Raw genomic sequence first — 26,103 nt, 5'->3', positions numbered from 1 at the left:
GTTTAGCTATGGAAAGAAAATATTCTCTTATAAAATGTTAAATTAGAAGAAAAAATAAACGGCAATTTTTACTGCAAGTACTGCTTATTATGATTTTTAACCTCAGCAAAACAAAATCCATTGCCAATACTTTTATCGCCGAACTTCGCGATGAAGAGTTACAAAAAGATGCTATGCGATTTCGCAAAAACCTAGAGCGTGTTGGGGAGTTTTTCGCCTACGAGATCAGCAAGACCTTAACCTATCAATCCAAAGAGGTCACTACGCCATTAGGCTCATTGCCTTGCGAAGTATTAGAAAACCAACCCGTTTTAGCAACGATCTTGAGAGCGGGGCTTCCCTTACAACAGGGTTTACTCAATATTTTCGATCAGGCAGCCTGTTGTTTTATCTCTGCTTATAGAAAAGTTGAAAAAAGTGGAGATTTCATTATTCAAATGGATTATGTTTCTACCCCCGATTTGGACGGAAGGGTGTTAATTATGGCCGACCCCATGTTAGCCACCGGACAAAGCATGGTAATGTGCTGTAAAGAACTAATTAACCGTTATAAGATTAGCGAATTGCATATTGTAGCTGCCATTGCCAGTACCGAAGGGGTGATGCACGTTAGAGCGAATTTGCCAAAAGCCAAACTGTGGTTGGGTGCAATTGATGAGGAAATGACCAGCAAATCGTACATCGTACCAGGCTTGGGCGATGCCGGGGACTTAGCCTACGGAGAAAAAGTGTAAACCTGAATCGCTTTTTCTATGTACTTATAATCTGCTCAATTAATTACCTTTACACGCAAACACTCAACCTTAAAACATTGCAAAAACAAAAAAAACACATCTTCTTCGATCTGGACCATACCATTTGGGATTTCGATCGGAATGCCGAAGAAACGTTGAAAGAACTCTATCATACCTACAAATTGCATGATCTAGGGCTCAGCTCTTGTTCAGATTTCATTACAACATATACAGAAAACAATCATCAGCTCTGGGCAGATTATCATCTAGGTAAAATTACCAAAGATTTTTTAAGGGCCGAGCGATTTAGCAAAACCTTCATTCAACTGGGTGTTCACCCGGATGTGGTTCCCGATCAATTTGAGGATGATTATGTGAGCATCTCGCCAACCAAAACCAATTTATTTGATGGTGCCGAAAATGTTTTAGCTTACCTACAACAGAAATACACTTTACATATTATCTCCAACGGGTTTAAAGAAACTACTTTAACGAAAATGGATTTATCCAATCTAAACCCGTACTTCACCAATGTGATTATTTCTGAAGATGTTGGAGTAAACAAGCCCAATCCGGTAATTTTTGAATACGCTTTAGAAAAAGCCAAAGCAGATAAAACAGAAAGCATTATGATTGGCGATAGCTTGGAAGCGGATATTTATGGTGCTTTAAACTTTGGGATGGAGGCGATTTTTTTTAATCCAACCAAAAAAGAAAAGCCAAAAGATGTGGAAAAGGAAATAACACATTTAAAGGAGTTATTCACTTTATTTTAAGCCAATCTACTATCTTTATTTATGAACACGAGCAAGGTTAAAACTTCCATACACCAAATTACGAATGCATATAAGGCTAAACTTGCTGCATACAGTGATGATGTTTTCCAAACAACGCCACCAATTGATGGCTGGAGTTATAGCGAGGTTTATGCGCATATTTTCGATTCGAGTTTACTTTCTTTATTGGCTATGGAAAACTGCATTAATGGGAAAGGAGAGGATAAACCCACGCACTTTGCTGTTAAACTGATTCTGTTTTTTGGCTCATTGCCTCCTGCAAAGAAATATAAAGTGCCGAAAAGGTTAGCCGACCGGGTAAAAAAAATAAGTAAAACAGATGCCTTAGATTTCATTTTGGAGTTTGAAAAAGCTTTGGAGGTAGCATATCCTCTAATTTCCAATGCAAAACCAAACTCCAAAACCAAACATCCTCGCTTAGGTTATTTAAATGCAAAGCAATGGTTCAGATTTATAGAAATTCATTTGAAACACCATTTAAAACAGCTCGTGCGGATAGAAAAGAGTTTTCAGCAAAGCATTTAAATTTTACATCTTTGCGCTAATGAAACTACCCGCCATAAAAGGTTTTGATGAAGAAGCATTTAACAAGTATTTAAAAAATACGGGTTGGCTGATGTTGGCTAGAGTAGGTAGTTTAGTCATCAAAATTCTTGTAGGCTTCCAAATCTCTAATTACTTAGGAAAAAACTTAAATGGAATTTTAAATTTTCCTGCCGCATTCACCACTTTTTTTGTTGCCGCAGCTGCACTCGGCTTAGATGGCTTTACAACCCGAGAGCTTCTTCGCAATCCAGAAGAAAGAGACAGAATTTTGGGCACGGCATTTTGGCTCAAATTAATGGGTGGGATCATCATCATTCCCTTAATCTATTTCACGTATATTCTATGGAATGCACAAAAATCAATTGAAACCCCCATCAGTTACATTTTAATTGTGGGTTTAACAGGTATTACACAAGCATTCTACATCACGGATAGTTACTTTCAATCTAAAGTACAGGCCAAATATGTAATGCGTGTTCAGGTTATTGGAAACATCCTATCCGCATGCTTAAAGTTGACCTTTATTTTTCTTGCACTAGAAGTAAAATGGTTTGTTTTTGCATTGTTATTGGATACCATAATTCTCGCCGTAGGATACATTTACTTTTATCAGGCAAAGGTTGGCAGTATATTCAAATGGATTTTTGATTCTAAACTTGCTAAATATTTACTCCAACATTCATGGCCTTTAGCATTCTCTGCCATACTGGTTTCGGTTTATATGAAAATAGATCAATTGATGGTCGAAAATTACCTGGGCACAGGGGCGCTGGGGATCTATTCAACGGTAGTCTCCTTGAGCGAGAGTTGGTATTTTATCCCAGTTGCCATCGTTACATCGATATTTCCAGCCATTATGAATGCAAAAAGAGATGATCCTGAAAGGTACATGAAACGCTTACAAAATATGTACGATATTATGGTTTGGATAAGCCTAAGCGTTGCTGTATTTATGACATTTGCTTCTCCAATTATTTATCACATTGTGTACACACCCGAATATTGGGATGGCGCAGCTGTTTTATCGGTACACGTGTGGGCAGGTATTTTCGTTTTCTTGGGTAGTGCCAGCGGACAATTTTTAATTGCAGAGGGCTACACAAAATTATCTATGTTGAGAACTGGCATGGGGGCGATTGTAAATATCATTTTAAACATCATTTGGATACCTAAATACGGAATAATGGGCGCAGCGCTTGCAACACTTATTGCTTATTTCACAGCAACCTTTTTCATATTATTAATTCCAAAAACAAGGCAACAAGGTATAATGATGTTAAAATCATTATTTTTGATTACAGCATTTCAAAAAATATTTAAAAATTGAGTACTCTTAAAGCACTAACCACTCTAATTGCTAAGCCAAGTAGGCTAAAAGCATTATTATCTTACGGGCATAAAGGCTATTTAAACAGCATCGGCTGGTTTACCGCTTTTGATAAAAAACAAGCTGTTGATGGCAAAGGTGATGCCCTACCTTGGGTAACCTATTCATTTATCGATTTTATAAAGGATCGAATTAACAAAGAACAGCATATTTTTGAATATGGATCTGGAAGTTCTACCATCTTTTACGCCAAAAAAGCAGCTTCAGTAACATCTGTAGAACACGATAAAAGCTGGTTTGATATGGTAAAAAGCACCAGTCCTCCAAATGCTGAAATGATCTTTTGTAAACTGGAAAAAAATGGCGAATATGCTCAAAAAGCTTCCCTGATAAATAAAAAATTCGACATCATCATTGTTGATGGGCGTGATCGGGTAAATTGTTGCAAATACAGCGTAGAAGCGTTAAGTAGCAATGGCGTAATTGTTTTAGACGATAGCGAGCGTGAGGTTTACCATCCTGCACGTATATTTCTAAAGGAAAAAGGCTTTAAAGAATTAAGTTTTAGCGGGATTTCGCCAGGCTTATTTTATGAGAAAGCCACTTCCGTTTTCTACAAGGCAGATAATTGTTTGGGCATATAAACACCATGATTTAATTTTATGCTTAGCGAAGAAGTAAAAACAGCCTACGATAATTTTTATACCAATAGCGATGTGGCTTGGCGAATGCTTGGCGCGAAATATAAGGCGAAAAACATTGTTGAGGTTTGTACAAGTATCAAACCGCAGAAAGTTTTAGAAGTTGGTGCTGGCGATGGAAGCATACTTCATTTTTTAAACGAATGGAATTTTGCCCCCCAACTTTATGCGCTAGAAATTGCGCAAAGCGGTGTAGATTTAATAAACGATAGAAAACTTTCCAACTTAAAAGAAGCTCAAACCTTTGATGGGTATAAAATTCCTTACGAGGACGATTCTTTCGATTTGATTATTTTAGCACACGTGCTCGAGCATGTAGAACACGAACGCATTTTGATTAGAGAACTGAAAAGAGTTGCAAAATACATCGTTGTAGAAGTGCCAAAAGATTACCGCTTTGGCGTTGATAAACGAATGAAACACTTTTTGGATTATGGCCATATTAACATGTACACGCCAACATCATTAAGGTTTTTATTGCAAAGCGAGGGCTTAGAAATTATTGAAGATAAGGTTTCGATGACCGCACCAGAAACAGTTAAATTTAATGAATTTGTAAACCGAAAGGCACCAAAAACTTTTACAAAAAGCTTAAAAATTGAGTTGGAATATCATATAAAAAAAACTTTAGGAAATCTGCTCGGCGATAAGAAAAAAGAACAGTTTGCCAATGCATATACTGTTTTAACAAAAAAATCAGATTCGAACTTGCATATATTTTAGAATTTAACCTATAAGAATATTTTAGTTTATATGCTCATCAAACTTGTTATATGGTAACAAAGAATTATTGAAACAACCAATAGGATTGATGATTACATTTTAATTGATCACACATATTTAATTTGGTGCAAAAACTTTCATTAATGAACTATAAGAATCAATCTCTAGCTTAAAGGGAGTTGAGGTTGAGAAGAAAAAGCAATTGAAAATCCATTAAGATGCTGAAATAAATTCAGCATGACGGAGGGATTAAAATGATAACCATGAGGCTTCGTCACCCTGAATTTATTTTAGGGCCTTTTGGTTTTAAAAGATATTTTATCCCGAGCTCACGATAGCTTATATGCAACTTAAATTTCTTATATGTTAAACAATAGATAATAACATGCAAAAACTTGCTCCAATTGCGCTTTTCGTATATAATCGTCCGCAGCACACCAAACGTACCTTAAAATTTTTGCAACAAAACGATTTGGCTGCCGATAGCCGTTTATACATATTTTCTGATGCGGCAAAAACGCCTGCCGATGAAGAAAAAGTTGCTGAGGTAAGATCCATCATACATAAAATCGATGGCTTCAAAACGGTTAAAATCATCGAAAGGAAAGAAAACTCGGGCTTAGCCAACTCGGTTATCGCGGGTGTAACGCAATTAATCAACGATTATGGGCAAGTGATCGTCTTCGAGGACGATTTAATTACCTCTCCACATACACTTACGTATTTTAACGATGCACTGAATCGTTACCGTGAGGAAGAAAAAGTGATGCACATTGGTGCATACATGTACCCATTAAAAACGGATCATTTACCACAAGCTTTTTTTTACAGAGCCGCCACCAGCTGGGGTTGGGCAACTTGGGAAAGGGCTTGGAAAAATTTCGAACCTGATATCGACACCCTCTTAAATCAATTTGATAAAAAGAAAAAATCGGCTTTTTCCATTGATCACAGCATGAATTTCTGGAAGCAAATGCAAGAATTTAAAAAAGGAAAAAACAACAGCTGGGCAATCCGTTGGTATGCATCAATCTTTTTAAAAGGTGGGCTTACCTTAAATCCAGCGCAATCTTTAGTAAATAACATTGGGCATGATGGTACTGGCGTACACTCGGGCATAAATGATATTTACAATGTGGTTATTAATCCGAAACCCATTAGCCAGTTTCCCGATGTTATTGAAGAAAACCCAAAAGCCTACCAAACCATCAAGAACTTCTTAGCCAATAGAAAAGGTAGCTTATTAGATCGAATTAAGAGATTCATTATTCAAAAATTTAGTAGATAGCTGTTCAAACCTTAGCCTCACCACTTGTATTCACTCGAACCAGCTTCTAACCTAATGGTATTAATTTCATCGGTTAACTGTTCCATTTCATTGCGGTAACGGGTTGTATCTTCAACGTATTCTTTGTACAAAAGTAAGGCGATTTTAGATGCTCGGTTGGCGATTTTATCATCAAAATCTCTTCGGTAATTTTCTTTGGCTGGTAAATTCAACTTGCGCATTTCGTTTACAATTACTTTATTTTTTTGCCAAATTTTAATTCCATATTTTTTGATGTATAGAACTTTCTCTTCTTTAGAAAGGTCATATGGGATATTATACACCTTATTAAAATCGAAGCTATTCTGTTCGAAGGCGAACTGAAGTTCGTTAAACCTTCTTATTTGATAATTTGGTGTAAACCATAGTATTAGTCCGGCAACCATCAACGTAATTACCGCAACAGATGTGTACCGCAGTTTTAACGTCCAGTGTTTATTGAGTATGGTTTCGTTAAACAATAGATAACCTAAGGTAAACCCAGAAATCAATCCACCAAGATGTGCACTATTATCTACCCTTTCGCCAACAAACCCATTTAAAAGCATAATAGCTGTTACCAATATAGTGCTTAACAATAAAGCTTTGTTTGCACTTCTTTCAAAAGCATTGCTCAAAACCATTGCCAGAAAGGCACCGAAAAGACCCATGATCGCGCCCGAAGCGCCCGCCATTATACCTATTGGGTGAAACATCAAGCTCAGTAAGCCTCCACAAACTCCACTTAGAATGTAAAGCAATATGAAATTTTTAGAACCCAATTTATGCTCTACCATAAGCCCGATATACACTAATGCATACATATTAAAAAACACATGCGATATGCTTAAATGAATAAATTGGTGGGTAATGAGTCTCCAATATTGACCCTCCAAAACCAATTCTCTGCTATTGGAACCAAGATTTAGGTATGCATTGGTAATTACCTCACTTATAAGGCTTTGATCTGATCGATTTTCAAATACTATTGCGATAAATAGAATCGAAAAGATAAAATAAAAAGCATTCAGCCATATCAAGATCGGAGTTACCAAATAGCCCTTTTGTGGTAAGAATAAATACAGGAAATTTTTTATCCTGTTCTTTGCTGTCAAAGGAGCCTTTTCAAAATAGGTATCATCTTGATTTGCAATAAGTTGATGAAAATGCAATAATTTTTCGTCCCAAATATCTTTAAGGTGATATTGAATGTATTCAAATTCGTGAAAAAAAAGATCTAGGTTAACATCATTTTTCCCGTAATCGTTAAAAAACATCTGGATGCCGACACATTCACTCTTAAATACAGCAAAATTACCATGTATTCTTATGGAAATTTCTTCACTATATGATTGGAAGGATACAGAAGTGTAGGCAATGATTCCGGTTTCTGAAATGTGACTTAAATTCCATCCTAAATTTTCGATTGCCTGTTGGGCAATTATCAAATACTTATCTGCCGGAAAATCGGCCAAGGGGATATATTTTTCAATTTTGGGCGAATACCCCCAACTTATTGACATAGAGTGCTATTATTTTGAAGCCTCTAAGATAATATAAGGAGATAAATTTTTACTCTCTATGGGAATAATTTTTGTAAAAATCTTTCCAGCCAACCAAACCAATTTTTTAAACAACCGCAGTCCTGCTGGTTTTTGATTCTCGTCTTCCAACCAAACACTAAAATGCCCGAAATAACCAGCCTTAATGTCTTTTAGCCCTGCTTTCTCGCAAATGGATCTCAGTAAAGCGGGATCCATGCTATTGATATTGTGTTTATCGTAATTTTCTCTATCGAAGTTTTTTTGAAACCAGCCATTAACGGCTTTAAAATTTGGGAGTGTAATAAAGAGCGTACCGTTTGGTTTTACAAACTCAATATGGCGCTTAATAATATCTTCGGTATCGTTAAAATGCTCAATTAAACCGCAACTAAGTACCAAATCATACTGCTTTTCTGGTGTGTAATTGAATAAATCTGTTTCGATGATGTGAATATCCTTTTCAGTTAAACCGTTCTTTTGAAGAAGTTCATTTACCACAGGTGGATGTACAAAGTAATCTAGCAGCGTAACATCAAGTTTGAAATATTTCTTTAAAAAAACCGCATAATAACCTGGGAAGCCACCAAGTTCGATAGCCGATTTCACATCACCTCTTTTAATAACCTCAGCCAATTGGCGATGAAAAACGTAATCCGATGGCAACTCAACAGCAAGTCCTTTTTTACGCTCCCAATAATTTACCCAAAAAGCTCTATCTGTTAATAAATTTGCCATGTATTAAAATAATTCAATCCCAAAGAAACGGAAAAAGCGCAGAATGGAGAAATAGTTATCGTTTAAATTTACCAATCTCCTTACCAAGCCCAAATTCAAAACTTCTATTTCAAATCCTTCAAAATTTCTGCCACAGCTTTTTCCAATTGCGGGTCTTTGTCGGTCAAACGATCCACGAAAGTGTTTTTCACAAAAATATCAGGCGTAACCCCTTCTTTCTCAATATTTTTGCCATCCATGGTATAACATCCCCAAGATGGTAAGCGGTATGATGAGCCATCTACCAAACCCTTTGCCGAGGTAAAAATGATCCAACGATAGGTTTCCGTTCCTACAATTTTGCCAAGCTTCAATTGTTTAAATCCGGCTGCCGTCATTTCAGCATCACTTAACGATTGTTCGTTCACTAATAAAACAATCGGTTTTACCGCTGGCCCGAAATTACTTTGAGGAGCCATTTTACCACCCCGATATTTCCATTTCAAATAAGGTTTTTGGGAGAGGAATTTCAAAACCTCGTCATGCACATTTCCACCTGTATTGTAGCGCAAATCTAAAATGATGGCATCCTTGTTTTCCTCTTGCTCAACCATATCCAACAAAAAGCGCTCAAGTTCACTAGTACCCATGTTTTTCATGTAGGAATAAGCAATTCGGTTATTTCCCCATTTATCTACATTTTGGCGATTCTTAGCAATCCACTCATCATACAAATTATTTCTCAGCAAACCAGAACTTTCGGGGTGTACATTAACTGAAATTTCTTTGCCATTGCGCATAAAGCTTAAACTCATTTCTTTATCGAGCGATGGTTTACTGAAGTAATAATCCCGGTCCATTTTTTCGTCCACCACTGTGCCATTCACTTTTGTTAAAATATCCCCTGGCAAAATATTTATGCTTGAAAAGGCTGCATTACTTCTCGCTACAATTCGCTCTACCTTCAGTGGGTTTTCGTTATCGAACATAATACCAGTTTGGTTGGTAATATAGTTTAGATTTTTACGCTCCTCTGCTCCGAAACTGTTAAAGCCCATGTGCGAAGAGTTTAACTCGCCCAGCATATCATTCAATAAAATTCGTAAATCACTCCGATTATTTACGTAAGGCAAATAAGCCGCATAACGAGTTTTCATTTTCTCCCAATCCACACCATGGAAGTTTTCATCATAGAAGTTCTCATCTAAGCCAACCCAGGTTTCGTAAAACATCTGGTTAAATTCGGCATTTAAATTTCTTGCGAATTTATATCCATGATCAATTTTATCTTGCTTATTTCCTTCCAGATTATATTTATTAATTACCCCTCCAATCAAGGTAAAAAATTTATCTCCAACTTGAATAATTGAATAATCTCCGCCATCGCCTACCTTTTCGGTTTTGTTCGCTTCAAAAGGCTCGATGGTTGTTCTGAATAAACTTGGCTTCCCCCCATCTTGGTTGGAGGTGTAAAAAACATAGGTTTTATCTCCCTTAGCAAAAACATCTGTTCCATACTGATTCCCGAAATCGGAACTTACCAATTCCACCCGATCTAAAATGTTCTGTGTGTTAACGGTGATTATCGATGCTGGTTTTGGCGTTGGTTTCGCATCAGCTTTTTTCTTAGCGGTATCAATAGGCTTTTTGCTTTTCACGTCTGATACCCCTGGCTTAACATCTTTTGGCTCTGGCTTTTCCTCTTTAAAAAGTTCGTCAAATTTATCAAAACGGAAAGGGCTATCATAGTTATTTAAAGCCATGCGATAAATGTGTACATGGTCGCCGCCCGATGGATAAAAAGGCTCCGTTCTTGAACTGGTAAAGAAAATGTATTTTCCATCAGGCGACCAAGCTGGACTCGTTTCGGTAACTCCTGTATTGGTTAAGTTGATGGTTTTGTTCGTTTTAATTTCGTGTACCAAGATGTCCTGCTCAAAATTTCTAAAAGCAGTAAATAACACATATTGGTCGTTTGGCGAAAAACTTGGTGTAGAATTCTGAATCGCCCAAAACTCATCCTTTACGATGGTTTTACTCTCCATGGTTTTTAAATCCAACAGTCTCAATTCATTTCGCCCACTTAAATACACCGCTAAAGTTCTGGCCTTGTTTAAAGTAAGATCTCGGTTATTCGCTTTGTCTTTGGTGATTTGTTTTGGCGTTCCTTTCCCATCGCCCGTTAACGTAAACCAGTTTTGATAGCCGTTGGCAGTTTGGCTAAATAATATGGTTTTATTGTCGGCCAGCCATTTGCACTGTAAAGCTCGTTCACCACTATTGGTTATTTTACGAATAAATTTCCCATCAGCATCACTTACAAACAATTCCCCTCTTGATATAAAAGCGATTTTCTTAGCATCTGGAGAAGCATCAAAAGCAGAGATGTTTCCGCGCACATCATACTCCTGTTCTTTAGTCAAAACTTGGTTACGGGATGCGCTGATGTTTACCTTCTCGGTTTTTCTGCTAGCCACATCGTAGGTATAAAGCTGATAATCTTTTTCAAATACCACAGTTTTTCCATTGGCAGAAACAAATGGGCGTTTTATTGAGGTATCAAACTTTGTTAAGGCAGTTTTTTCACCATTGATAAATGTGTACAGATTGTATTCTTCATTACCTTCATCAGAAACGAAATAAATTTGACCTTTCGCATCAACACTAGTCCAAAAATCTTTACCAATGTAATTGGTGTATTGTTTGTAGGTTTTTGTTTTGGGGTTATAGGATTGAATATCTGGATTGTAAGCCCCTTTGTAATGTTTTCGATTGGCGAAACGCATGCTTTCCCAAGTATCGCTAAAAAACAATTCGCCAGTTGGTGCCTCTGCAATATGATGTGTGGTGTTAAAATAGTTTTCGAAAAGGCGAATTGCGGTACCACCATTTACGCCCACCCTATAGCTCGAAAAAGAGTTGAAACGCCCGGAGGTAAAGTAGATTGTTTTGGAATCTAAACTCCAGTTGTCCACTTCATCTGATGCATCGTTAAAAGTGAGTTGCTTAATGTCGCCTCCAGCAACAGGCATTACATAAACATCATAATTGCCAAATTGATTGGAAGAAAAAGCCATCCATTTTCCATCTGGCGAGATTTTAGGGTTAATTTCCTCGCCGGGCATTGCCGTAATTCGAGAGGCTTGCCCCCCATTTACTGCAACCTTCCAAATATCACCGTCGTAACTGAATACTATTGTTTGGGCATCTGGCGTTAAAGCAGGATAAGCGGTGAAGTACGTTTGATTTTGTGCTAATGCACCAAAAGGCAATAACAGGGCGCCTGCCATGAGCGTTTTTAGGATGATTTTGATCATGATTTAGTTTGTTTGGCTTTGGATGCATGAAAATACGCAACAGTTTTTATAATCGTAAACAATTAATGTATTTTTGATCGATTTGAAAGTTTTACACCTAAATACTTACGATGGAAACGGCGGCGCCGGAAGGGCTTGCTTGCGCTTGAGCGATGCCTTAAATGCGAGTGGCGTAGATTCTAAAGTTTTGGTGTATTACAAATTCGGTCAGAATCCGAAAATAGATACATTCAGCAAATCGCCACTTCAGAAAGCCAAGGCGGTGTATAATATTTTATCAGAACGTTACTTTGCAAAATGGCTTAGCAAATCCGTTAAAACGCCTTTCAGTTTACAGTGGTTTGGCAAATCAATTAAAAACCACCCAGAAGTTAAGCGTGCCGACATTATTCATTTGCATTGGATTAACCACGGCTTTTTAACCCCTAAGTTTTTAGCAGAACTAGATGAGCTTGAAAAACCCATTGTTTGGACCTTTCACGATAGCAATGCCTTTACAGGTGGTTGCCATGTACGTTACGGCTGCGAAAAATTTCACCATCAATGTGGCAACTGCCCAATTTTAAAAATCAGCGGCAACGATGATGTATCACACAAAACCTGGCTACGAAAACAAAAGGCTTACACCGCTTTAAACTTTCATATTGTAGCGCCAAGTAAATGGATGGCCAACTCCGTAAAGTTTAGCAGTTTATTGGGTACGAGAAAGGCAACTGTAATTCCAAACACAATAGAAACCCAAATTTTTAAGCCATATGTTAAGGGAGAGGCTAAAAAAATTTTAAAAATAAATCCGGATAAATTTGTTTTAATGAGTGGTTTCATGCCCTCCAAAAACGATAAACATAAAGGAACGCCCTATTTAATTGAAGCCCTACAAATCTTATCCAGAAGAAGTGGAATTGTAAAGGAAAATATTGAGCTGGTTATTTTCGGCAATAAAGAAAATGCAGAGATGCCTAGCTTCCCCTTTAAAACAACTTTCTTGGGCACCATAAATAAAGATGAACATTTGGCAAAATGTTATTCAGCCGCCGATGCCTTCATAACCCCCTCGTTAGAAGATAATTTACCCAACACCGTAATGGAAAGCCTGGCCTGTGCAACGCCAGTAATTGCTTTCACAACAGGTGGAATACCAGATATGGTAAAGCACATGCAAAATGGGTATTTGGCAGCATATCAAAATGCCGAAGATTTAGCTAATGGCATAGAGTGGCTATACCACAGACCCAACAAAGATGAAATTCAAAAAGAAGCACGGTTAACCATTCTTAATCATTTTTCGGAAAAGGTAATTGCAGAGCAGCATCTAAATTTATATGAAACATTGATGGATTTACAACCCAAGTAATTGTGTTTGCAAAATCTAATTTTCTTAAATTCAGAATAAATATCGAGCAATCTTTGTTAAATTTACTGCAACCCAAAACCCGCTAGCCTTGCCCAAATTAACCGTAATTACCATTGTGTACAACAACGTTCGAGATATTGAACGAACCATAAATTCAGTAATTCATCAAACTTTTAAAGACATTGAGTACCTAGTAATTGATGGCGCCTCAACCGATGGCACGCTTGAGGTAATTAACCGGTATAAAAATCAAATCTCAAAAGTTATTTCAGAACCCGATCAAGGCATCTATCACGCCATGAATAAAGGCTTAGCAATGGCCAAGGGCGATTACATTTTGTTTATGAATTCTGGTGATGAAATTTATGATGAGCATACCGTTGAGGATGTTTTCGAATCTTCTCCAGGGGCAGATATTTATTACGGCGAAACCGAAATGTTTAACGATAAATGGGAAAGCCAAGGGCGCAGAAGACACGAAGCCCCAGAAGTTTTTGATTGGAAAAGTTTCAAATATGGGATGAGCATTAGCCATCAGGCGATTTACGTTCGCAGAAGCATTGCAAGCCCATACGATTTAAAATACAAGTACAGCTCAGACATTGATTGGATTTTAAGAGCAGCAAAAAAATCATCTAGTATTGTAAATGTTCATCGCTATGTAGCCAAATATTTAGTAGGCGGTATAAGTAAGAAAAAACACCTCGAGAGTTTAAAAGAACGCTTCAAAATTCTTAGTCATTACTATGGCTTAATTCCCAATATGCTTAATCACATCATAATTGCCGGCCATTTGGTCACCTATTTTTTGAGGCATCGAAAAACTAACGATTAGTTTTGTCCCCTTCCTTTCCGCTTAAATCGCGCCCAAACAAAACCCGCAGGCAGAAATCTAAAGTTTTAAAAACAATAATTTTCTCAAACTGTCTTTAAATATATATCACCTATTTAAAAACTAAGTTATGGGACAATTAAGTAACCGCACAATAGCTGTACTTTCAGAGAGCGGATTTGAAGAAGTTGAATTAACAGAACCAGTAAAAAGGCTAAAAGAAGAAGGGGCCACCGTTCATGTGATCTCATCTAAAAGCGGAAAAATAAAAGCTTGGGATCAAGATCATTGGTCGATAGAAGTGGATGTAGATAAAACCATTGATGAAGTAAGTGCCGAAGATTATCATGGCTTGCTGTTACCGGGGGGCGTTATCAACCCAGATCAGTTAAGAGTTAAAGAAAATGCCTTGAACTTTGTGAAAGCATTCTTTGAAGCGGGTAAACCAGTTGCGGCAATTTGCCATGGTCCGCAAACGCTGATTAATGCCGATGTGGTTAAGGGTAGAAAAATGACATCCGTAAAAAACATTTCGCAAGATTTAATTAATGCAGGAGCAGATTGGTCTGATGAGGAAGTTGTAGTAGATCAAGGTTTGGTAACCAGCAGAACTCCAGAAGATTTGCCTGCTTTTAACGATAAAATTGTTGAAGAATTTGCAGAAGGTGTTCACGAAGGACAACACGCCTAAAAGCTTTGAACGCTCTTTCTAAATCACTCGAAAACGGTTGACTTTGGTCAGCCGTTTTTTGTTTAAAGTTTTACCTGCCGAATGATATTTTTGATGTTCAATTCGATAATATCGGTCATTGTAGTGCAGCTTAGGTAATGTGGATCTTTAAAATAATCAGCCATACTTTGTTTAAGCAAAGCAATGTTTGCAGGCGTTGTTAAGGCTTCCTTATTAGAAACATCGCGTAAATCCGTTAATCGGTGGCGCTCGCTTCTAACCCGATGCACAATTGATGATCTTTCTTCCTGCTGATATTGAAGCACTGTTTTTTCGGTAAGTTGCTCCATACTCATTTTTACATAAGGCAAATTTTCTTTAAAAAACTGAGGTAAATAAACTTTCAAATTTCCTTCGTAAAACTGCTGATCGAAATCAATCGCCCTGATTCTGAACTGAATATCATCAAAATCTGGCGTGATCTGAACTACGAAATTATAAGCCCTCATATCGCCCAAAAGCATAATCAAACAGCGCTCGTTAAACTTCACAAATTCCTTAGCAATTCTGGTGGGGTTAAATTCAGGCGTATAAAGTTGCCCCTTGGTAAAAACATCGCCAGGGATTCCAGCAATATGTTCCTCAACCAATGTGTCCCCATCAACCAAATAGTTTACCTGATTGGGCGATAAAATTTCCTCCAATTCTAAACCATAAATCCTAGAGGCATCTGCCTTTTTAATGTAGAAATAATCATAAACATCATTCAAGCGGTTTACAATTCTAATTCTGAAAGGATGAGTATTGCCGAAAGTGCAATATTCAATCTTATCGATGTATTTATGCTCCACAATACGGAGATTGCCTGATGCTTTTAGGTTGGCATAAATCTCTTTCAGCCCATTATGTAGCTTTTCGATCAAATCTTGAGCATAAATTGGCCCTTCCCACAGCGAATCTTTACCAAACTTATCCATCAGAGGGAAAGCTTCATTAAACTGCATCAAATCGTTGTACTTGATGGGCAATTTCGCTTCACGCTGATAGCTGCGCAAATACTTTTGCAAGGCTGGTGTAACCGGAAAAATTGGTTTCTTTTTCGAAATCTTTACGTCTTGATTTTCCATGGATAAGCAATGTAGTATTTTAAAAATTTAACCGCAAAGAAAATAGAGACCCATGAAGAACGCTACACAAAATAATATCTTCGCTTTTTTAGGGTATAAGTTACTGCTTAGGATATTGAAATGGCAACCCAGCCATGTATCTACTTATTTTTCGGTAAGGATAATTGCCAGCCCCATGTTCTGCAAATTGAACAATAATGGTATTGGTTTTCGAATCCATATAAAGCCGTTGCCCAAGCATGCCCTCTGCCGCGTAATCACCCTTTTCACCTTCTTGCGGAATCCACCAAAGATAATGATGCGCCGATTTTTGCCAACCTTTTGATGATGCCGGCATTTCGTCACCTAATGATATGGACTGGTTTACCCATTGCTCGGTCACAATCTGCTTGCCATTATATTTGCCCTTGTTAAGATATAAACGACCGATTTTTGCAAAATCAATTGCTGTAACTTGAAATCGGCTTGCCGTATTTGCCAAACCGTTTGGATGATCCAGCCCCCAAGTTGCATGATATTCTGCCCCAACACGCTTCCAAATTTTCTCATCGAAATATTGTGCTATTGGTTTTTTTGTAGCCTGCTCTATCACCCAACCCAGCAAAATTGGGTCGATGCTTTTATATTGCCAAACCGTTCCGGGTTTATTAACCAACTTAACTTTCATCAGTTCGGCCTTCATATCGTGGGTGTAATAATATTTGGCTTCATCAGAAAAGAAAGCCTGAACAACCCCACCCAGGGCATCCTTAAACTCCAGCCCCGATTTCATATCCAAAAGATCTTTCACACTGATGTTATTAAACGCCACATTAGCTTTAAGCTCAGGAATATATCGGGTTACCTTGTCATTAAGATTTTTAATACTTCCATCAGCCAAGGCCTCACCCAGCACAATCGAAACCATACTCTTTGCGCCAGAAAATACGGTTGTTAATGTACTATCGCTATATCCTGCACTGTATTTCTCATACAATATCGTATCATTTCGAATGATTAGAAATGCATTCAGTTTGCCGTTTTTAAAATAATCAGCAAAGGGGATAGATTGGTTATTCCCATCAAAGACATGCAGGGTATCCACATCAGTTCTACCTTTTGGCAAGCGAAAAAACCGAAAGGCAGTATCACTTTTATGAGAAATGGCTTGAGGAAAAGCTTTATAAGTATTTGCACTAGGACTTCTATAATAAATTACCCGCATCAAATAAGGTTGCCAAAGAAATAAGCCTCCAAAAAATAGTAAAATAGGAAGAAGAAAATAGAGCAGGATTTTTTTTAGAGTCTTCATCAAGAAAATATAAAGACAAATATAAGCGATTAAGCCTGTATCAGCGATTCCATTTCGGTTGAAATGATCTCTAACCCTTTGGGTTTATATTTCCATCTGCGGTGGCTCCACAACCAATATGCCGGTTCTGCTCTAATGATGTTTTCCAGAAAGCGGGTGTGCATTTCTGTAATTTCAAATTCTACTGTGTCAGCAGGATTTAAGCACAAGGGAACACAATCTACCTCGTAATACCCTCGTTTAATGCAATTAACCTTCAAATAGAAGATTGGCTGGTTGGTTCTCTTTGCAATTTTTTCAATCCCCAATTGAATGGATGTTTGTTGATGCATGAAGGTCGTCCAATAGTGCGATTCATCTTTGGAAGGCGCCTGATCGTTGCCAAAACTAAACATGCTCGGCCCATCTTTACTGGCTTGTAAAGCTCTTAAGGTTTGGCGCATGGCAATTAGGTTGTTTCCAAATCGGCTGCGCACCCTTTTAAACCAATCATCAAAAATAGGATTGCTCAGTGGTTTGTAAATTGGGTAATGATTTGCAGAAAAATTTAACCCTATACCCAAAGTTCCCCATTCCCAGTTTCCATAATGCGCCGAACAAATCAAAACACTTTTACCTTGAGCAAAATAATCTTCTATTTGTTGCTTATTGTGAAAAACAAATCGCTTTTTTATTTCAGCGCTTGATATGTTGTTCATTTTTACAATCTCGAATATTAGATCAGATAAATATCTGTAGAAGCGTTTCTCAATCGCTAAAATTTCGTCCAGACTTTTCTCCGGCAAGGCCTGAAGCAAATTCTCTCTAACTACTTTTTTTCGATAACCAAAAACACGATAAAGCAAGAAATAAACGCCGTTTGAAATGAAATACAATACGGATAATGGCAATAGGGATAATACGCCTAAAAAAAATATTCCCAAATAGGAAAACCCCTTTTTAATCATATCAATAAAAATAAACGCAAAAAAAGTAAAATTCAGGTAGTTAGCAAACAAGAAATTTAGCTGATTCAGCTTGGTTTAAAAACTCAAATTTAGGCGCGTACAGAAAATGAATTGCCATGAAAATGTTAGATTTCTATTCCCAATAGTTGTTTTGAATTTAGCTTGACAAACAACTCTTTGGCGATTTATTTTTCTATCCTAGAATAAATAGGGAGTATAGGCATCCAAAATTTTATTTTGATATTACTGCGTTACCTTTTGCATTTTTGCCACGGAAAAACAAAATGCACGGAATACAATCCAAAGTGTAGTGCCGTAGTGGCTATTGATAAAAACCACTTAAAAGCAAAAAGCCCCGATTTACATCGAGGCCTTCCTATATTAAAATTCCTAAAAAGGAATCAAAAATTAAGCAAACTGCTTTCCTTTAACTTTACGTTCTTGTTCAGTTAAAAAGATTTTACGTAAACGCATGCTTTGCGGTGTAACTTCAATATACTCATCAGCTTGAATATATTCCATAGCCTCTTCTAAAGAGAATTTAATAGCAGGAGCAATACGAGCGTTATCATCTGTACCAGAAGCACGCATGTTAGTTAATGCTTTTCCTTTAACCACGTTTACAACCAAATCGTTATCGCGGATATGCTCACCTAAAATTTGTCCTTCGTAAATATCCACACCTGGATCAACAAAGAAACGACCTCTATCTTGTAGTTTATCAATCGAATAAGCAGTAGTCATACCTTTATCCATTGAAACCAACACACCATTTAAACGACCAGGAATTGTTCCTTTCCAAGGCTCATAAGCTTTGAAACGGTGAGCCATAATAGCCTCACCAGCAGTTGCTGTTAATACGTTATTACGCAAACCAATAATTCCACGAGCTGGGATTTCAAATTCTAAGTGTTGTAAATCGCCTTTAGGCTCCATAATCAACAACTCACCTTTACGTTGAGTTACCAATTCAATCACCTTACCAGAAACTTCTGCAGGTACATCAACAATTAAAGTTTCAATTGGCTCACATTTTTTACCATCAATTTCTTTAATGATAACCTGTGGCTGACCAACTTGAATTTCATAACCTTCACGACGCATCGTTTCGATTAATACCGATAAATGGAGAATACCACGACCATAAACCAACCAAGAATCTGGAGATGCCGTTTCAACAACTTTTAAAGCTAAGTTTTTCTCCATCTCTTTGTACAAACGTTCTTTAATACGTTGAGACGTTACTAATTTACCTTCTTTACCAAAAAATGGTGAGTTGTTAATGGTAAACAACATGTTCATTGTTGGCTCATCAATACTAATTACAGGTAATTGCTCTGGATTTTCGAAATCAGAAATGGTATCACCAATATCAAAACCATCAATACCAACAACAGCACAAATATCTCCAGAGCTTACTTCCGTAGCACGAATTTTTCCTAAACCTTCAAAAGTGTAAAGTTCTTTAACTCTTGATTTTACAACTCTTCCATCACGTTTAATTAACGTAACTGGTTGGTTTTCTTTAATTGTACCACGGTGTACACGACCAATTGCAATACGACCTACGAAAGATGAATAATCTAACGAAGTAATTTGCATTTGTAAAGTACCGTCGTTAATTGGTGCAGGTGGAATGTTTGCCACTACAGCATCCAACAATGCAAAAATATCAGTAGTTGGCACTTTCCAATCTGTACTCATCCATCCTTGTTTAGATGAACCGTAAATTACAGGGAAATCCAGTTGTTCTTCTGTTGCTTCAAGGTTAAAGAACAATTCGAAAATTTGCTCGTAAACCTCTTCAGGGCGACAGTTTTCTTTATCAACTTTATTTACAACCACAATAGGTTTTAAGCCAAGGGCCAAAGCTTTTTGGGTTACAAAACGCGTTTGAGGCATTGCACCTTCAAAAGCATCACAAAGTAAAAGTACACCATCGGCCATTTTCAACACACGCTCTACCTCACCGCCAAAATCCGCGTGACCAGGAGTGTCAATAATGTTAATCTTTACGTCTTTGTATTGAACTGAAACGTTTTTAGATACGATTGTGATACCACGCTCACGCTCTAAATCGTTATTATCCAATATCAAATCTCCTGTTTGTTCGTTGTCACGAAAAATAGAACAAGAATGTAAAATCTTATCAACCAATGTAGTTTTACCGTGGTCAACGTGTGCTATAATAGCTATATTTCTAATCTTTTGCATAAAATGCGCCTCAAATTTGGCGCAAAGATAGTGTTTAGAAATGGATTTTCTACTATATGTCTCACTATTTAATGCGAGGTTAACCTTGTAATTATCTCATTTATAAATAGAAAAGCAAGTGCAGAAGCATTTTTTTAACTACAGCCCCACAGTTCGCTAAAGCCCTCATTTCATTTCGGGGCTACCGCTTCCATTGGGTTTAGTTTGCAAAGCCTCTGCAAAAATTAAAGTTCACACCCCTCGCCCCAAATATTTTCATATTTTTAACTATAATTGATCGGTACAACCCTAATGTTAATGCTAAACGCTCCTAATGAAAATAAAACTATTCATCATCCTATTTTTATCCATCCCAACTTTACTAGCAGCTCAAAGCCGTGTAGATACACTTAACTTCACAACCAATACAAGTTTGCTGGTATTTAAAGGAAAAATGAATGGGGTAGCCGCTAACTTCGCGTTCGATACAGGCGCATATACAGGTGTTGCCAATTCTACAACCACCGCAGCAACAGGAATCGTCGCAAATAAGAATAGAAAGGTTAAAGACAGCCAAGAAAATTCCAAATCTGTTGGGCATGGCAGCATAAAAACCATACAAATTGGCAGTAGCATCTTCGAAAACCAAAATACTGTCATTACAGATATGCCTTTCTTGCTCTGCAATGATTTATACTTGCTTGGTGCCGATGTAATTAACAAGCTTAATTGGAAATTCGACTTCGAAAAGCAGCAAGCCTATGTATCGGCAAGTCCTTTCCAACCAAGCCCCAACATGCAAGAAACCAATGTTAAATTCATCAACAACAGGCATTTTGCAGACGTATCTATTGGAGGCGAATCCCTAAAATCTTGCCTAATCGATTTCGGCTTTGCAGGCGTTTTTGATGGCAATATGAAAGAACCAACTTTCAAAAAATTAATGGCAGAAAACCAAAAAAATGGCACCGTTTATCCCGCTAAAATATTTGCGCAAGGTTTAAATAGCGCAAACGTTGGCGCAGAAGTTTCCATCGTGTTTGCCAATGTCGGCTTCGCAAATCATCAATTCAATCCAGTCAAAATTAATCTTCGAGAGGGTGTTGGAAGTAAAGTAGGACTAGGCTTCTTTATGGAAAACACCAAACAATTTATATTCAATACCAACCAACTTAAATACTGGATCTTACCTAAAAACAAATCTGCAAAGAAAAATTTAGGCCCCGCAGCAGATGTTTATCTGGTTGACGGTAAACTCAAGATTGTTGGCATTAACCTGTCTGTAACCAACATTGCAAATAAACTTACCATAAATGAAGAAATTAAAAGTATAGAGGGCAGAACAGCTAATACATTCGCAACCCTATGTGAGTTTATTCAATGGCGACGAGAAAACAGCAACAAAACCCAACTGCTGTTAGAAAAATTAAGTGGGGAAAAAATAACAGTAGAACGCGTAAATTACCTGCAATAAGAAATGCTCAAGATGTGCTAAGCTGCATCCATTTTTTTATTAGAAATACAAGGTTTGATATGAATTAACAAAATGATTTACAATAGTTTAAAACAAAAAAATATTGTAACTTCAAATTAAATCAAACTTAAAACAACATGAAAAAAATCATCTTAACAGGCGCTTTCGTGGCAGCCTTAGTCGGCACTGCATCATTACAAAGCTGCAACAGCGAGAAAAAAGCAGACACCGCTGACACTACAACAGTAACCACCACGACTACCACAGACAGCAACGTAGTGGATACAACAAAAGTGATGTCCTCATCCGTTAAAGATTCGGTTGATACTGGCGGAAAAGGCACATTAGCACCGCCACCAAAAAAGTAGGAAAGGCGTTTTAATCTTCTTTATCCGTTTCAAGTTCATCAATCGCCCTTTGGCGCATTTCAATGTGGCGTTCTCTAATCTTACTTAATTTACCAATCAACCAATGCTCAACCTTGTGGTGCGTTGGCGTAAGTAGCGCAGCAATGATTACAAAAACTACAATTTCGATAAAGGGTGAATGATGCGATTTTTCAGCAACAAAAGGATGGATAAATAAGGTTAGGTATTCAAAAAGCATCAACAGAGAAATTATACCCGAAAACTCAATTACTTTCTTATTAACCTTTCTTCTACTCAAAAAAATGCTAATGAAAAAGAAAATGGGAATCAGAATTCCGATGGCAAGTAATTGCAATTTTTGTCTTCTTTCTTCCATTTCTTTTTCATGTGCTTCAACTATTTCTTTCTGGCGCAGTTCTTCAGCAATAGTAATGCTTTGAACCTCTTTTGCCCGCTCCTTATTGTCAATAGAATCCGTAAGCGTAATCATAATTTCCTGATAAACAAAAGCGCTATCAATTTTGCCGTTACTTTTGTATAGCTTGATCAATAATGCACTTGCATCTACCGCTTTAGCAAAAAATTCGTTATCATTCGCCAGTTTGTAAGCATTTTTCGCATAATAGATAGCAGAGTCTGGATTATGTTGATCCTTAAATACTTTGGCTAAACCAACATAGCATTCCGCTAAATTGTTATAATCTTCACTGGATTTCAGAAAAGGAATGCTTCTCCTATAATAATCATTAGCCTTCCCATACTCACTTCGCTTAAAGTATATATTTCCTAAATTATTTAAGGCAACGCCAGTAATTTGATCGTTTTTTTGAAGCAAAGAAAGTTCGTAAGCATTATGGCTGTAAACCATTGCCGAACCCAATTGATTTGCCTTTTCGTAAATATCGCCAATATTCAGTTTGGCAAATAGCGCCAGCTCTGGGAGTTTATTTACTTTAGCAATGGAGTCGGCTTTCAAAGCATAAAACAAGGCTTTTCTAACATCTTTTTCACTATTATAAACCAGTGCCATACTCAAATAGGTACTACCTATATTCTCTGGGATATTTCTTTTCTCTTCAATTTTTAATTGCTCAATAAAATATTCAATCGCTTTTGGGTAATTGTGCAAGGCATGGAAAGCATTAGCCATACTGCTTAATGCCCAAGATTCTCCCCGCAAAAATTTACGCTTTTTAGAAAGATTATACGCCTCCTTAGCCAAAAACATGGCAGAATCTGGCTTAAAATTTTGATAATAATAACTGAGGTTATAGAGCGCAACCGCCCGGTCGGTATCGGTTTTCTTAAAGCGCAAATCCTTATATAAACTATCAATTACCCTTTTCTGAGCGGCGCCGTTAAGGGCGGTTAGAATGCACAAAAAACTCAGCGCTATAAATTTCATTATCAGGGATTTAAACATTAAATTTAATATAAAAAAACATCTCTATGCACAAACCACCTACAAAATTATTTTTTTACCTATTGTGCTTCATAACCCTAACCGGCTTCGGCCAAAACAAATATGCAGTTTTGGTTGGCATCAATGATTATTATGAATCAACTATGGTAAAAAGTTTTCATTCGTTAAAAGGCTGTGTAAACGATGCTTTGAGTATAAAATCACTTTTGGTAAGTCGATTCAATTTCAATCAAACCAATGTCAATGTCATCCTTAACGAAATGGCCACTCAACCACAAGTTATCAGTGCCCTTAATAGCACCTTAAATAAAAGCAAGGAAGGGGATGTTGTTATATTCTATTTTAGTGGGCATGGCATTTACATAGATAATGTTGCGCTCAATAACGATCCCATTAAAAAAGGGTATAACCAATCGTTAATTATGAGCGATTTATACTCGCCTGGATACAATTGCTTACTTAAAGACAATACCCTGAAGAAAATTTTCAACCAATTTGTAGCAAAAAAAGTAACGCTAACCACCATATTCGATTGTTGTTACAGTGGAAACATGTCTATGACACTGTCTTCCGGGTTTATGGAACCTAATCCTTATGTGGATGATGGGATTACCGACACATCCTCTTTAAAGTCAATGTATATCGATGAGCTGGATCGGATGACTCGAGACATTGACATGAACGTAATGCCAATAATTGTTGATCAGGAAATTATTGCTCGTCCTTCAGAAACCCAAAACTCAAATTTTGTAGCCATTTCTGCATGTAAGGATGATGAAAAAGCCAGTGAGATTTGGGATGAATCCGGCGTTCCACACGGCGCATTAACCAAAGCCATATTAAGCGCTTATGAAAAAAGTTCGAAAGACATTTCCCTCGCCACACTTTTAAAAACGATAACAACAGAAATTAGTATCAATCAGAAACTTAAACAAAAGCCCACTTTCCACTACGATGGCAAAAGAAATACCCATAACTTAATCGGACTCCCTTTACAAACACAAACAAATCCGCGCACAGCAACTTGCATTGAGGTACATAAAAACTCCATTACACTTAATTCAGGCTACATTGATGGGTTTGCAAACGGGAACGTGCTATTCAACAAAGGTGATAAGATCACCATCAACAAAGTTTATCGCGATAGCGCAATTGCAATTGCATTAACGGGGCATCAAATTAAAAAGGGAGCAGCATTTGTGCTTAAAGATACCTACAGAATTTCTAAGCCAATTTTAAAAATATACATTGAAGCAGCGGATGCCAACACGCCTGCCTTTATGGCTAGCTTTAACAAGGAGATTTTACCTTTGAGTAAGCAAGCAAATTATGTAGATTATTTTAACTGGTACGGGGATCCTAAAAGCCCGACCTATTTCTCGTCGCTATCGGTTGGGGCGGGGATTAAAATTTTAGACGATGCCCAAAACCAACGATTTGCGGTATTGCTTCCCTTGCCCAAAGATTTGGCAATGCAGGTAAAACAAGTTTTTCAAACAAACCAAAGCATAAAACTTGTTGGCACTGCAGCCGAAGCGGATAAGGTTTTATATCTAAATTACGCCGCTCAATCTAAAAACAACATAAGCCCTTGTTTTGTAATCACTTATCGTAATGCTTTATCTGGAAACTCTGATATGCGTAAATTTTCAACATCCTACGTAAAATTGCAGCAGCTAACACTCAACCCATCAGAAATGGCTACAATGAAAAAATCAATAAAGGAAGTTACGTATAGCTTAGCCAGAAACAAGGGAAGCAGTTGGTTTAATGGTTATCCTGAGAGATAATTCTTTAAACCTCAAATGCCCAGTTTAAAAAAGCAGGCATTACGGTTTCCCAAGTGGGCACATCATGTTTACCACCTACTTTTTCATAGTAAAATACATGTTCTGGGCGTTTGTAGCCCTTATTAAGTAATCCTTTCACCACATCTATGGTGTCATCAATAGAGTCGATGATGAGATTTTTATTGCGATCAGCCTTTTCATCCTCAGTACCCGTCATTAACCAAAACTTCATATCCGATCGGGTAGAGGTATGATCTATCAAATGGTGCATAATGCGATCGGCATCGGTATAGCCATCAGCCAGATCCTTCTTACGCCACCAAAAAGCGCCCGAAAAAACACCAATTGCATTAAATACAGATGGATTATTCCAAGCAATATCGAAGGCAGATAAACCCCCTAAAGAAAACCCTGCAAAAGCAACTCTACCTGTAATGGGCATTGCAATCTTCTTTTTAACAAAAGGCAAAAGCTCTTTAATCACAAAATCTGTATATAAATCGGCTTTAGCACCCCTACCCTTAAAATCTGGAACGCCAGCCACGCCATACTCCATTACACGATCGCCAGAAGCCTTAATCGCCACTACAATTAATCGATGATTCCTTTTATTATGGTGTGCTTCTTCTAAGATTGTTGTAAAATTCATTTTGGCCACATCCTGACCGTCGTTCAACAACAGAAGCTCTATTTTTTCATTGCCTAAAATACCGTCAGGCACGTAAATATCTATTTCAACCTCATGCTTTAAAAAAGCAGAAGGAATCTTAAAATTAATGGTGTTAACTTTTACGGATAAAATTGTACTATACATAATGTTTGAATCCCCTTATCACAACGTTTTATCGTTCAGTATTCGGGGCAAAGGTACAAATCTTGATAAACTATTAATTGTAAGCCATCATTTTTTACACTAGGCTTTTAT

The 26,103-nt window shown here is 37.3% G+C and carries 22 protein-coding genes; 13 read left to right on the top strand and 9 right to left on the bottom strand.

Annotated features, from left to right (window positions below; translation table 11 throughout):
- The first annotated feature begins 89 nt into the window (after window positions 1-89).
- The 7 genes from upp (at window position 90) to DHW03_RS11310 (ending at window position 6,116) form a co-directional block, all read left to right on the top strand.
- On the top strand, window positions 90-734 hold the full coding sequence (gene upp / locus DHW03_RS11340) for a uracil phosphoribosyltransferase (RefSeq protein WP_109925897.1): 645 nt from the start codon (window positions 90-92) through the stop codon (window positions 732-734).
- 77 nt (window positions 735-811) lie between these two features.
- Window positions 812-1,510, top strand: coding sequence for a YjjG family noncanonical pyrimidine nucleotidase (locus DHW03_RS11335; RefSeq protein ID WP_109925896.1), 699 nt, complete (start codon window positions 812-814; stop codon window positions 1,508-1,510).
- A gap of 21 nt (window positions 1,511-1,531) precedes the next feature.
- Window positions 1,532-2,056: a DinB family protein gene (locus tag DHW03_RS11330; RefSeq protein ID WP_109925895.1), complete on the top strand. Its 525-nt coding sequence runs from the start codon at window positions 1,532-1,534 to the stop codon at window positions 2,054-2,056.
- A 19-nt stretch (window positions 2,057-2,075) separates the two neighbouring features.
- Window positions 2,076-3,404: a flippase gene (locus DHW03_RS11325; RefSeq protein WP_109925894.1), complete on the top strand. Its 1,329-nt coding sequence runs from the start codon at window positions 2,076-2,078 to the stop codon at window positions 3,402-3,404.
- The gene (locus DHW03_RS11320) at window positions 3,401-4,048 is read left to right on the top strand and encodes an O-methyltransferase (protein WP_109925893.1); all 648 of its coding nucleotides are present in this window, start codon (window positions 3,401-3,403) and stop codon (window positions 4,046-4,048) included. Before DHW03_RS11325 ends, DHW03_RS11320 begins: the two co-directional genes overlap by 4 nt.
- 18 nt (window positions 4,049-4,066) lie before the next feature.
- The gene (locus tag DHW03_RS11315; RefSeq protein WP_109925892.1) at window positions 4,067-4,828 is read left to right on the top strand and encodes a class I SAM-dependent methyltransferase; all 762 of its coding nucleotides are present in this window, start codon (window positions 4,067-4,069) and stop codon (window positions 4,826-4,828) included.
- Window positions 4,829-5,213: 385 nt separating this feature from the next.
- The gene (locus tag DHW03_RS11310) at window positions 5,214-6,116 is read left to right on the top strand and encodes a glycosyltransferase (RefSeq protein ID WP_109925891.1); all 903 of its coding nucleotides are present in this window, start codon (window positions 5,214-5,216) and stop codon (window positions 6,114-6,116) included.
- A 17-nt stretch (window positions 6,117-6,133) separates the two neighbouring features.
- On the opposite strand, the gene DHW03_RS11305 is transcribed toward DHW03_RS11310, so the two are convergent.
- The 3 genes from DHW03_RS11305 to DHW03_RS11295 form a co-directional block, all read right to left on the bottom strand.
- Window positions 6,134-7,657, bottom strand: coding sequence for a rhomboid family intramembrane serine protease (locus DHW03_RS11305; RefSeq protein WP_109925890.1), 1,524 nt, complete (start codon window positions 7,655-7,657; stop codon window positions 6,134-6,136).
- A gap of 9 nt (window positions 7,658-7,666) precedes the next feature.
- A complete protein-coding gene (locus DHW03_RS11300; protein ID WP_109925889.1) occupies window positions 7,667-8,413 on the bottom strand; it encodes a class I SAM-dependent methyltransferase in 747 nt (248 codons plus the stop codon).
- A 104-nt stretch (window positions 8,414-8,517) separates the two neighbouring features.
- Window positions 8,518-11,709: a S41 family peptidase gene (locus DHW03_RS11295; RefSeq protein ID WP_109925888.1), complete on the bottom strand. Its 3,192-nt coding sequence runs from the start codon at window positions 11,707-11,709 to the stop codon at window positions 8,518-8,520.
- Window positions 11,710-11,791: 82 nt separating this feature from the next.
- Between DHW03_RS11295 and DHW03_RS11290 the strand changes: the two genes are divergently transcribed.
- The 3 genes from DHW03_RS11290 to DHW03_RS11280 all read left to right on the top strand — a co-directional run bounded on the left by DHW03_RS11290 (window position 11,792) and on the right by DHW03_RS11280 (window position 14,586).
- Window positions 11,792-13,063, top strand: a complete 1,272-nt coding sequence (locus DHW03_RS11290) for a glycosyltransferase family 4 protein (RefSeq protein WP_240618518.1) — start codon at window positions 11,792-11,794, stop codon at window positions 13,061-13,063.
- 88 nt (window positions 13,064-13,151) lie between these two features.
- Window positions 13,152-13,898 carry a glycosyltransferase family 2 protein gene (locus DHW03_RS11285; protein ID WP_109925886.1) on the top strand — a complete coding sequence of 249 codons (747 nt, stop codon included), beginning with the start codon at window positions 13,152-13,154 and terminating at the stop codon, window positions 13,896-13,898.
- A gap of 127 nt (window positions 13,899-14,025) precedes the next feature.
- Window positions 14,026-14,586 (top strand): type 1 glutamine amidotransferase domain-containing protein, encoded by a 561-nt coding sequence (locus DHW03_RS11280; RefSeq protein ID WP_109925885.1) that lies wholly within the window; start codon window positions 14,026-14,028, stop codon window positions 14,584-14,586.
- 62 nt (window positions 14,587-14,648) lie between these two features.
- On the opposite strand, the gene DHW03_RS11275 is transcribed toward DHW03_RS11280, so the two are convergent.
- The 4 genes from DHW03_RS11275 to typA all read right to left on the bottom strand — a co-directional run bounded on the left by DHW03_RS11275 (window position 14,649) and on the right by typA (window position 20,144).
- A complete protein-coding gene (locus DHW03_RS11275) occupies window positions 14,649-15,692 on the bottom strand; it encodes a hypothetical protein (RefSeq protein ID WP_109925884.1) in 1,044 nt (347 codons plus the stop codon).
- 100 nt (window positions 15,693-15,792) lie between these two features.
- A complete protein-coding gene (locus DHW03_RS11270) occupies window positions 15,793-16,983 on the bottom strand; it encodes a serine hydrolase domain-containing protein (protein ID WP_109925883.1) in 1,191 nt (396 codons plus the stop codon).
- A gap of 29 nt (window positions 16,984-17,012) precedes the next feature.
- Entirely contained in the window at window positions 17,013-17,930 is a 918-nt protein-coding gene (locus DHW03_RS11265; RefSeq protein ID WP_109926035.1) for a lysophospholipid acyltransferase family protein, read from the bottom strand.
- Window positions 17,931-18,338: 408 nt separating this feature from the next.
- A complete protein-coding gene (gene typA, locus DHW03_RS11260; protein WP_109925882.1) occupies window positions 18,339-20,144 on the bottom strand; it encodes a translational GTPase TypA in 1,806 nt (601 codons plus the stop codon).
- A 313-nt stretch (window positions 20,145-20,457) separates the two neighbouring features.
- Between typA and DHW03_RS11255 the strand changes: the two genes are divergently transcribed.
- A complete protein-coding gene (locus tag DHW03_RS11255; protein WP_109925881.1) occupies window positions 20,458-21,597 on the top strand; it encodes a retroviral-like aspartic protease family protein in 1,140 nt (379 codons plus the stop codon).
- 137 nt (window positions 21,598-21,734) lie between these two features.
- A complete protein-coding gene (locus tag DHW03_RS11250) occupies window positions 21,735-21,965 on the top strand; it encodes a hypothetical protein (protein ID WP_109925880.1) in 231 nt (76 codons plus the stop codon).
- Window positions 21,966-21,975: 10 nt separating this feature from the next.
- On the opposite strand, the gene DHW03_RS11245 is transcribed toward DHW03_RS11250, so the two are convergent.
- On the bottom strand, window positions 21,976-23,370 hold the full coding sequence (locus DHW03_RS11245; RefSeq protein WP_165825408.1) for a tetratricopeptide repeat protein: 1,395 nt from the start codon (window positions 23,368-23,370) through the stop codon (window positions 21,976-21,978).
- Window positions 23,371-23,414: 44 nt separating this feature from the next.
- Between DHW03_RS11245 and DHW03_RS11240 the strand changes: the two genes are divergently transcribed.
- On the top strand, window positions 23,415-25,178 hold the full coding sequence (locus DHW03_RS11240; RefSeq protein WP_109925878.1) for a caspase family protein: 1,764 nt from the start codon (window positions 23,415-23,417) through the stop codon (window positions 25,176-25,178).
- 4 nt (window positions 25,179-25,182) lie between these two features.
- Here DHW03_RS11240 and DHW03_RS11235 read toward each other — a convergent pair whose 3' ends face one another.
- Entirely contained in the window at window positions 25,183-25,992 is an 810-nt protein-coding gene (locus tag DHW03_RS11235; protein ID WP_240618516.1) for an alpha/beta hydrolase, read from the bottom strand.
- Window positions 25,993-26,103 lie beyond the last annotated feature (111 nt).

Origin of the sequence: Pedobacter yonginensis, assembly GCF_003173595.1 — a bacterium.
GTDB classification, from domain to species: domain Bacteria; phylum Bacteroidota; class Bacteroidia; order Sphingobacteriales; family Sphingobacteriaceae; genus Pedobacter; species Pedobacter yonginense.
This window is presented reverse-complemented; position numbering and strand designations above follow the sequence as displayed.

Excerpts from the sequence above, each read along its gene's own strand:
- upp (WP_109925897.1), top strand. The coding sequence starts at position 90 with ATGATTTTTAACCTCAGCAAAACAAAATCCATTGCCAATACTTTTATC.
- DHW03_RS11330 (WP_109925895.1), top strand. The coding sequence starts at position 1,532 with ATGAACACGAGCAAGGTTAAAACTTCCATACACCAAATTACGAATGCA.
- DHW03_RS11325 (WP_109925894.1), top strand. The coding sequence starts at position 2,076 with ATGAAACTACCCGCCATAAAAGGTTTTGATGAAGAAGCATTTAACAAG.
- DHW03_RS11315 (WP_109925892.1), top strand. The coding sequence starts at position 4,067 with ATGCTTAGCGAAGAAGTAAAAACAGCCTACGATAATTTTTATACCAAT.
- DHW03_RS11310 (WP_109925891.1), top strand. The coding sequence starts at position 5,214 with ATGCAAAAACTTGCTCCAATTGCGCTTTTCGTATATAATCGTCCGCAG.
- DHW03_RS11305 (WP_109925890.1), bottom strand. The coding sequence starts at position 7,657 with ATGTCAATAAGTTGGGGGTATTCGCCCAAAATTGAAAAATATATCCCC.
- DHW03_RS11300 (WP_109925889.1), bottom strand. The coding sequence starts at position 8,413 with ATGGCAAATTTATTAACAGATAGAGCTTTTTGGGTAAATTATTGGGAG.
- DHW03_RS11295 (WP_109925888.1), bottom strand. The coding sequence starts at position 11,709 with ATGATCAAAATCATCCTAAAAACGCTCATGGCAGGCGCCCTGTTATTG.
- DHW03_RS11280 (WP_109925885.1), top strand. The coding sequence starts at position 14,026 with ATGGGACAATTAAGTAACCGCACAATAGCTGTACTTTCAGAGAGCGGA.
- DHW03_RS11275 (WP_109925884.1), bottom strand. The coding sequence starts at position 15,692 with ATGGAAAATCAAGACGTAAAGATTTCGAAAAAGAAACCAATTTTTCCG.
- DHW03_RS11270 (WP_109925883.1), bottom strand. The coding sequence starts at position 16,983 with ATGAAGACTCTAAAAAAAATCCTGCTCTATTTTCTTCTTCCTATTTTA.
- DHW03_RS11265 (WP_109926035.1), bottom strand. The coding sequence starts at position 17,930 with ATGATTAAAAAGGGGTTTTCCTATTTGGGAATATTTTTTTTAGGCGTA.
- typA (WP_109925882.1), bottom strand. The coding sequence starts at position 20,144 with ATGCAAAAGATTAGAAATATAGCTATTATAGCACACGTTGACCACGGT.
- DHW03_RS11255 (WP_109925881.1), top strand. The coding sequence starts at position 20,458 with ATGAAAATAAAACTATTCATCATCCTATTTTTATCCATCCCAACTTTA.
- DHW03_RS11250 (WP_109925880.1), top strand. The coding sequence starts at position 21,735 with ATGAAAAAAATCATCTTAACAGGCGCTTTCGTGGCAGCCTTAGTCGGC.
- DHW03_RS11245 (WP_165825408.1), bottom strand. The coding sequence starts at position 23,370 with ATGAAATTTATAGCGCTGAGTTTTTTGTGCATTCTAACCGCCCTTAAC.
- DHW03_RS11240 (WP_109925878.1), top strand. The coding sequence starts at position 23,415 with ATGCACAAACCACCTACAAAATTATTTTTTTACCTATTGTGCTTCATA.
- DHW03_RS11235 (WP_240618516.1), bottom strand. The coding sequence starts at position 25,992 with ATGTATAGTACAATTTTATCCGTAAAAGTTAACACCATTAATTTTAAG.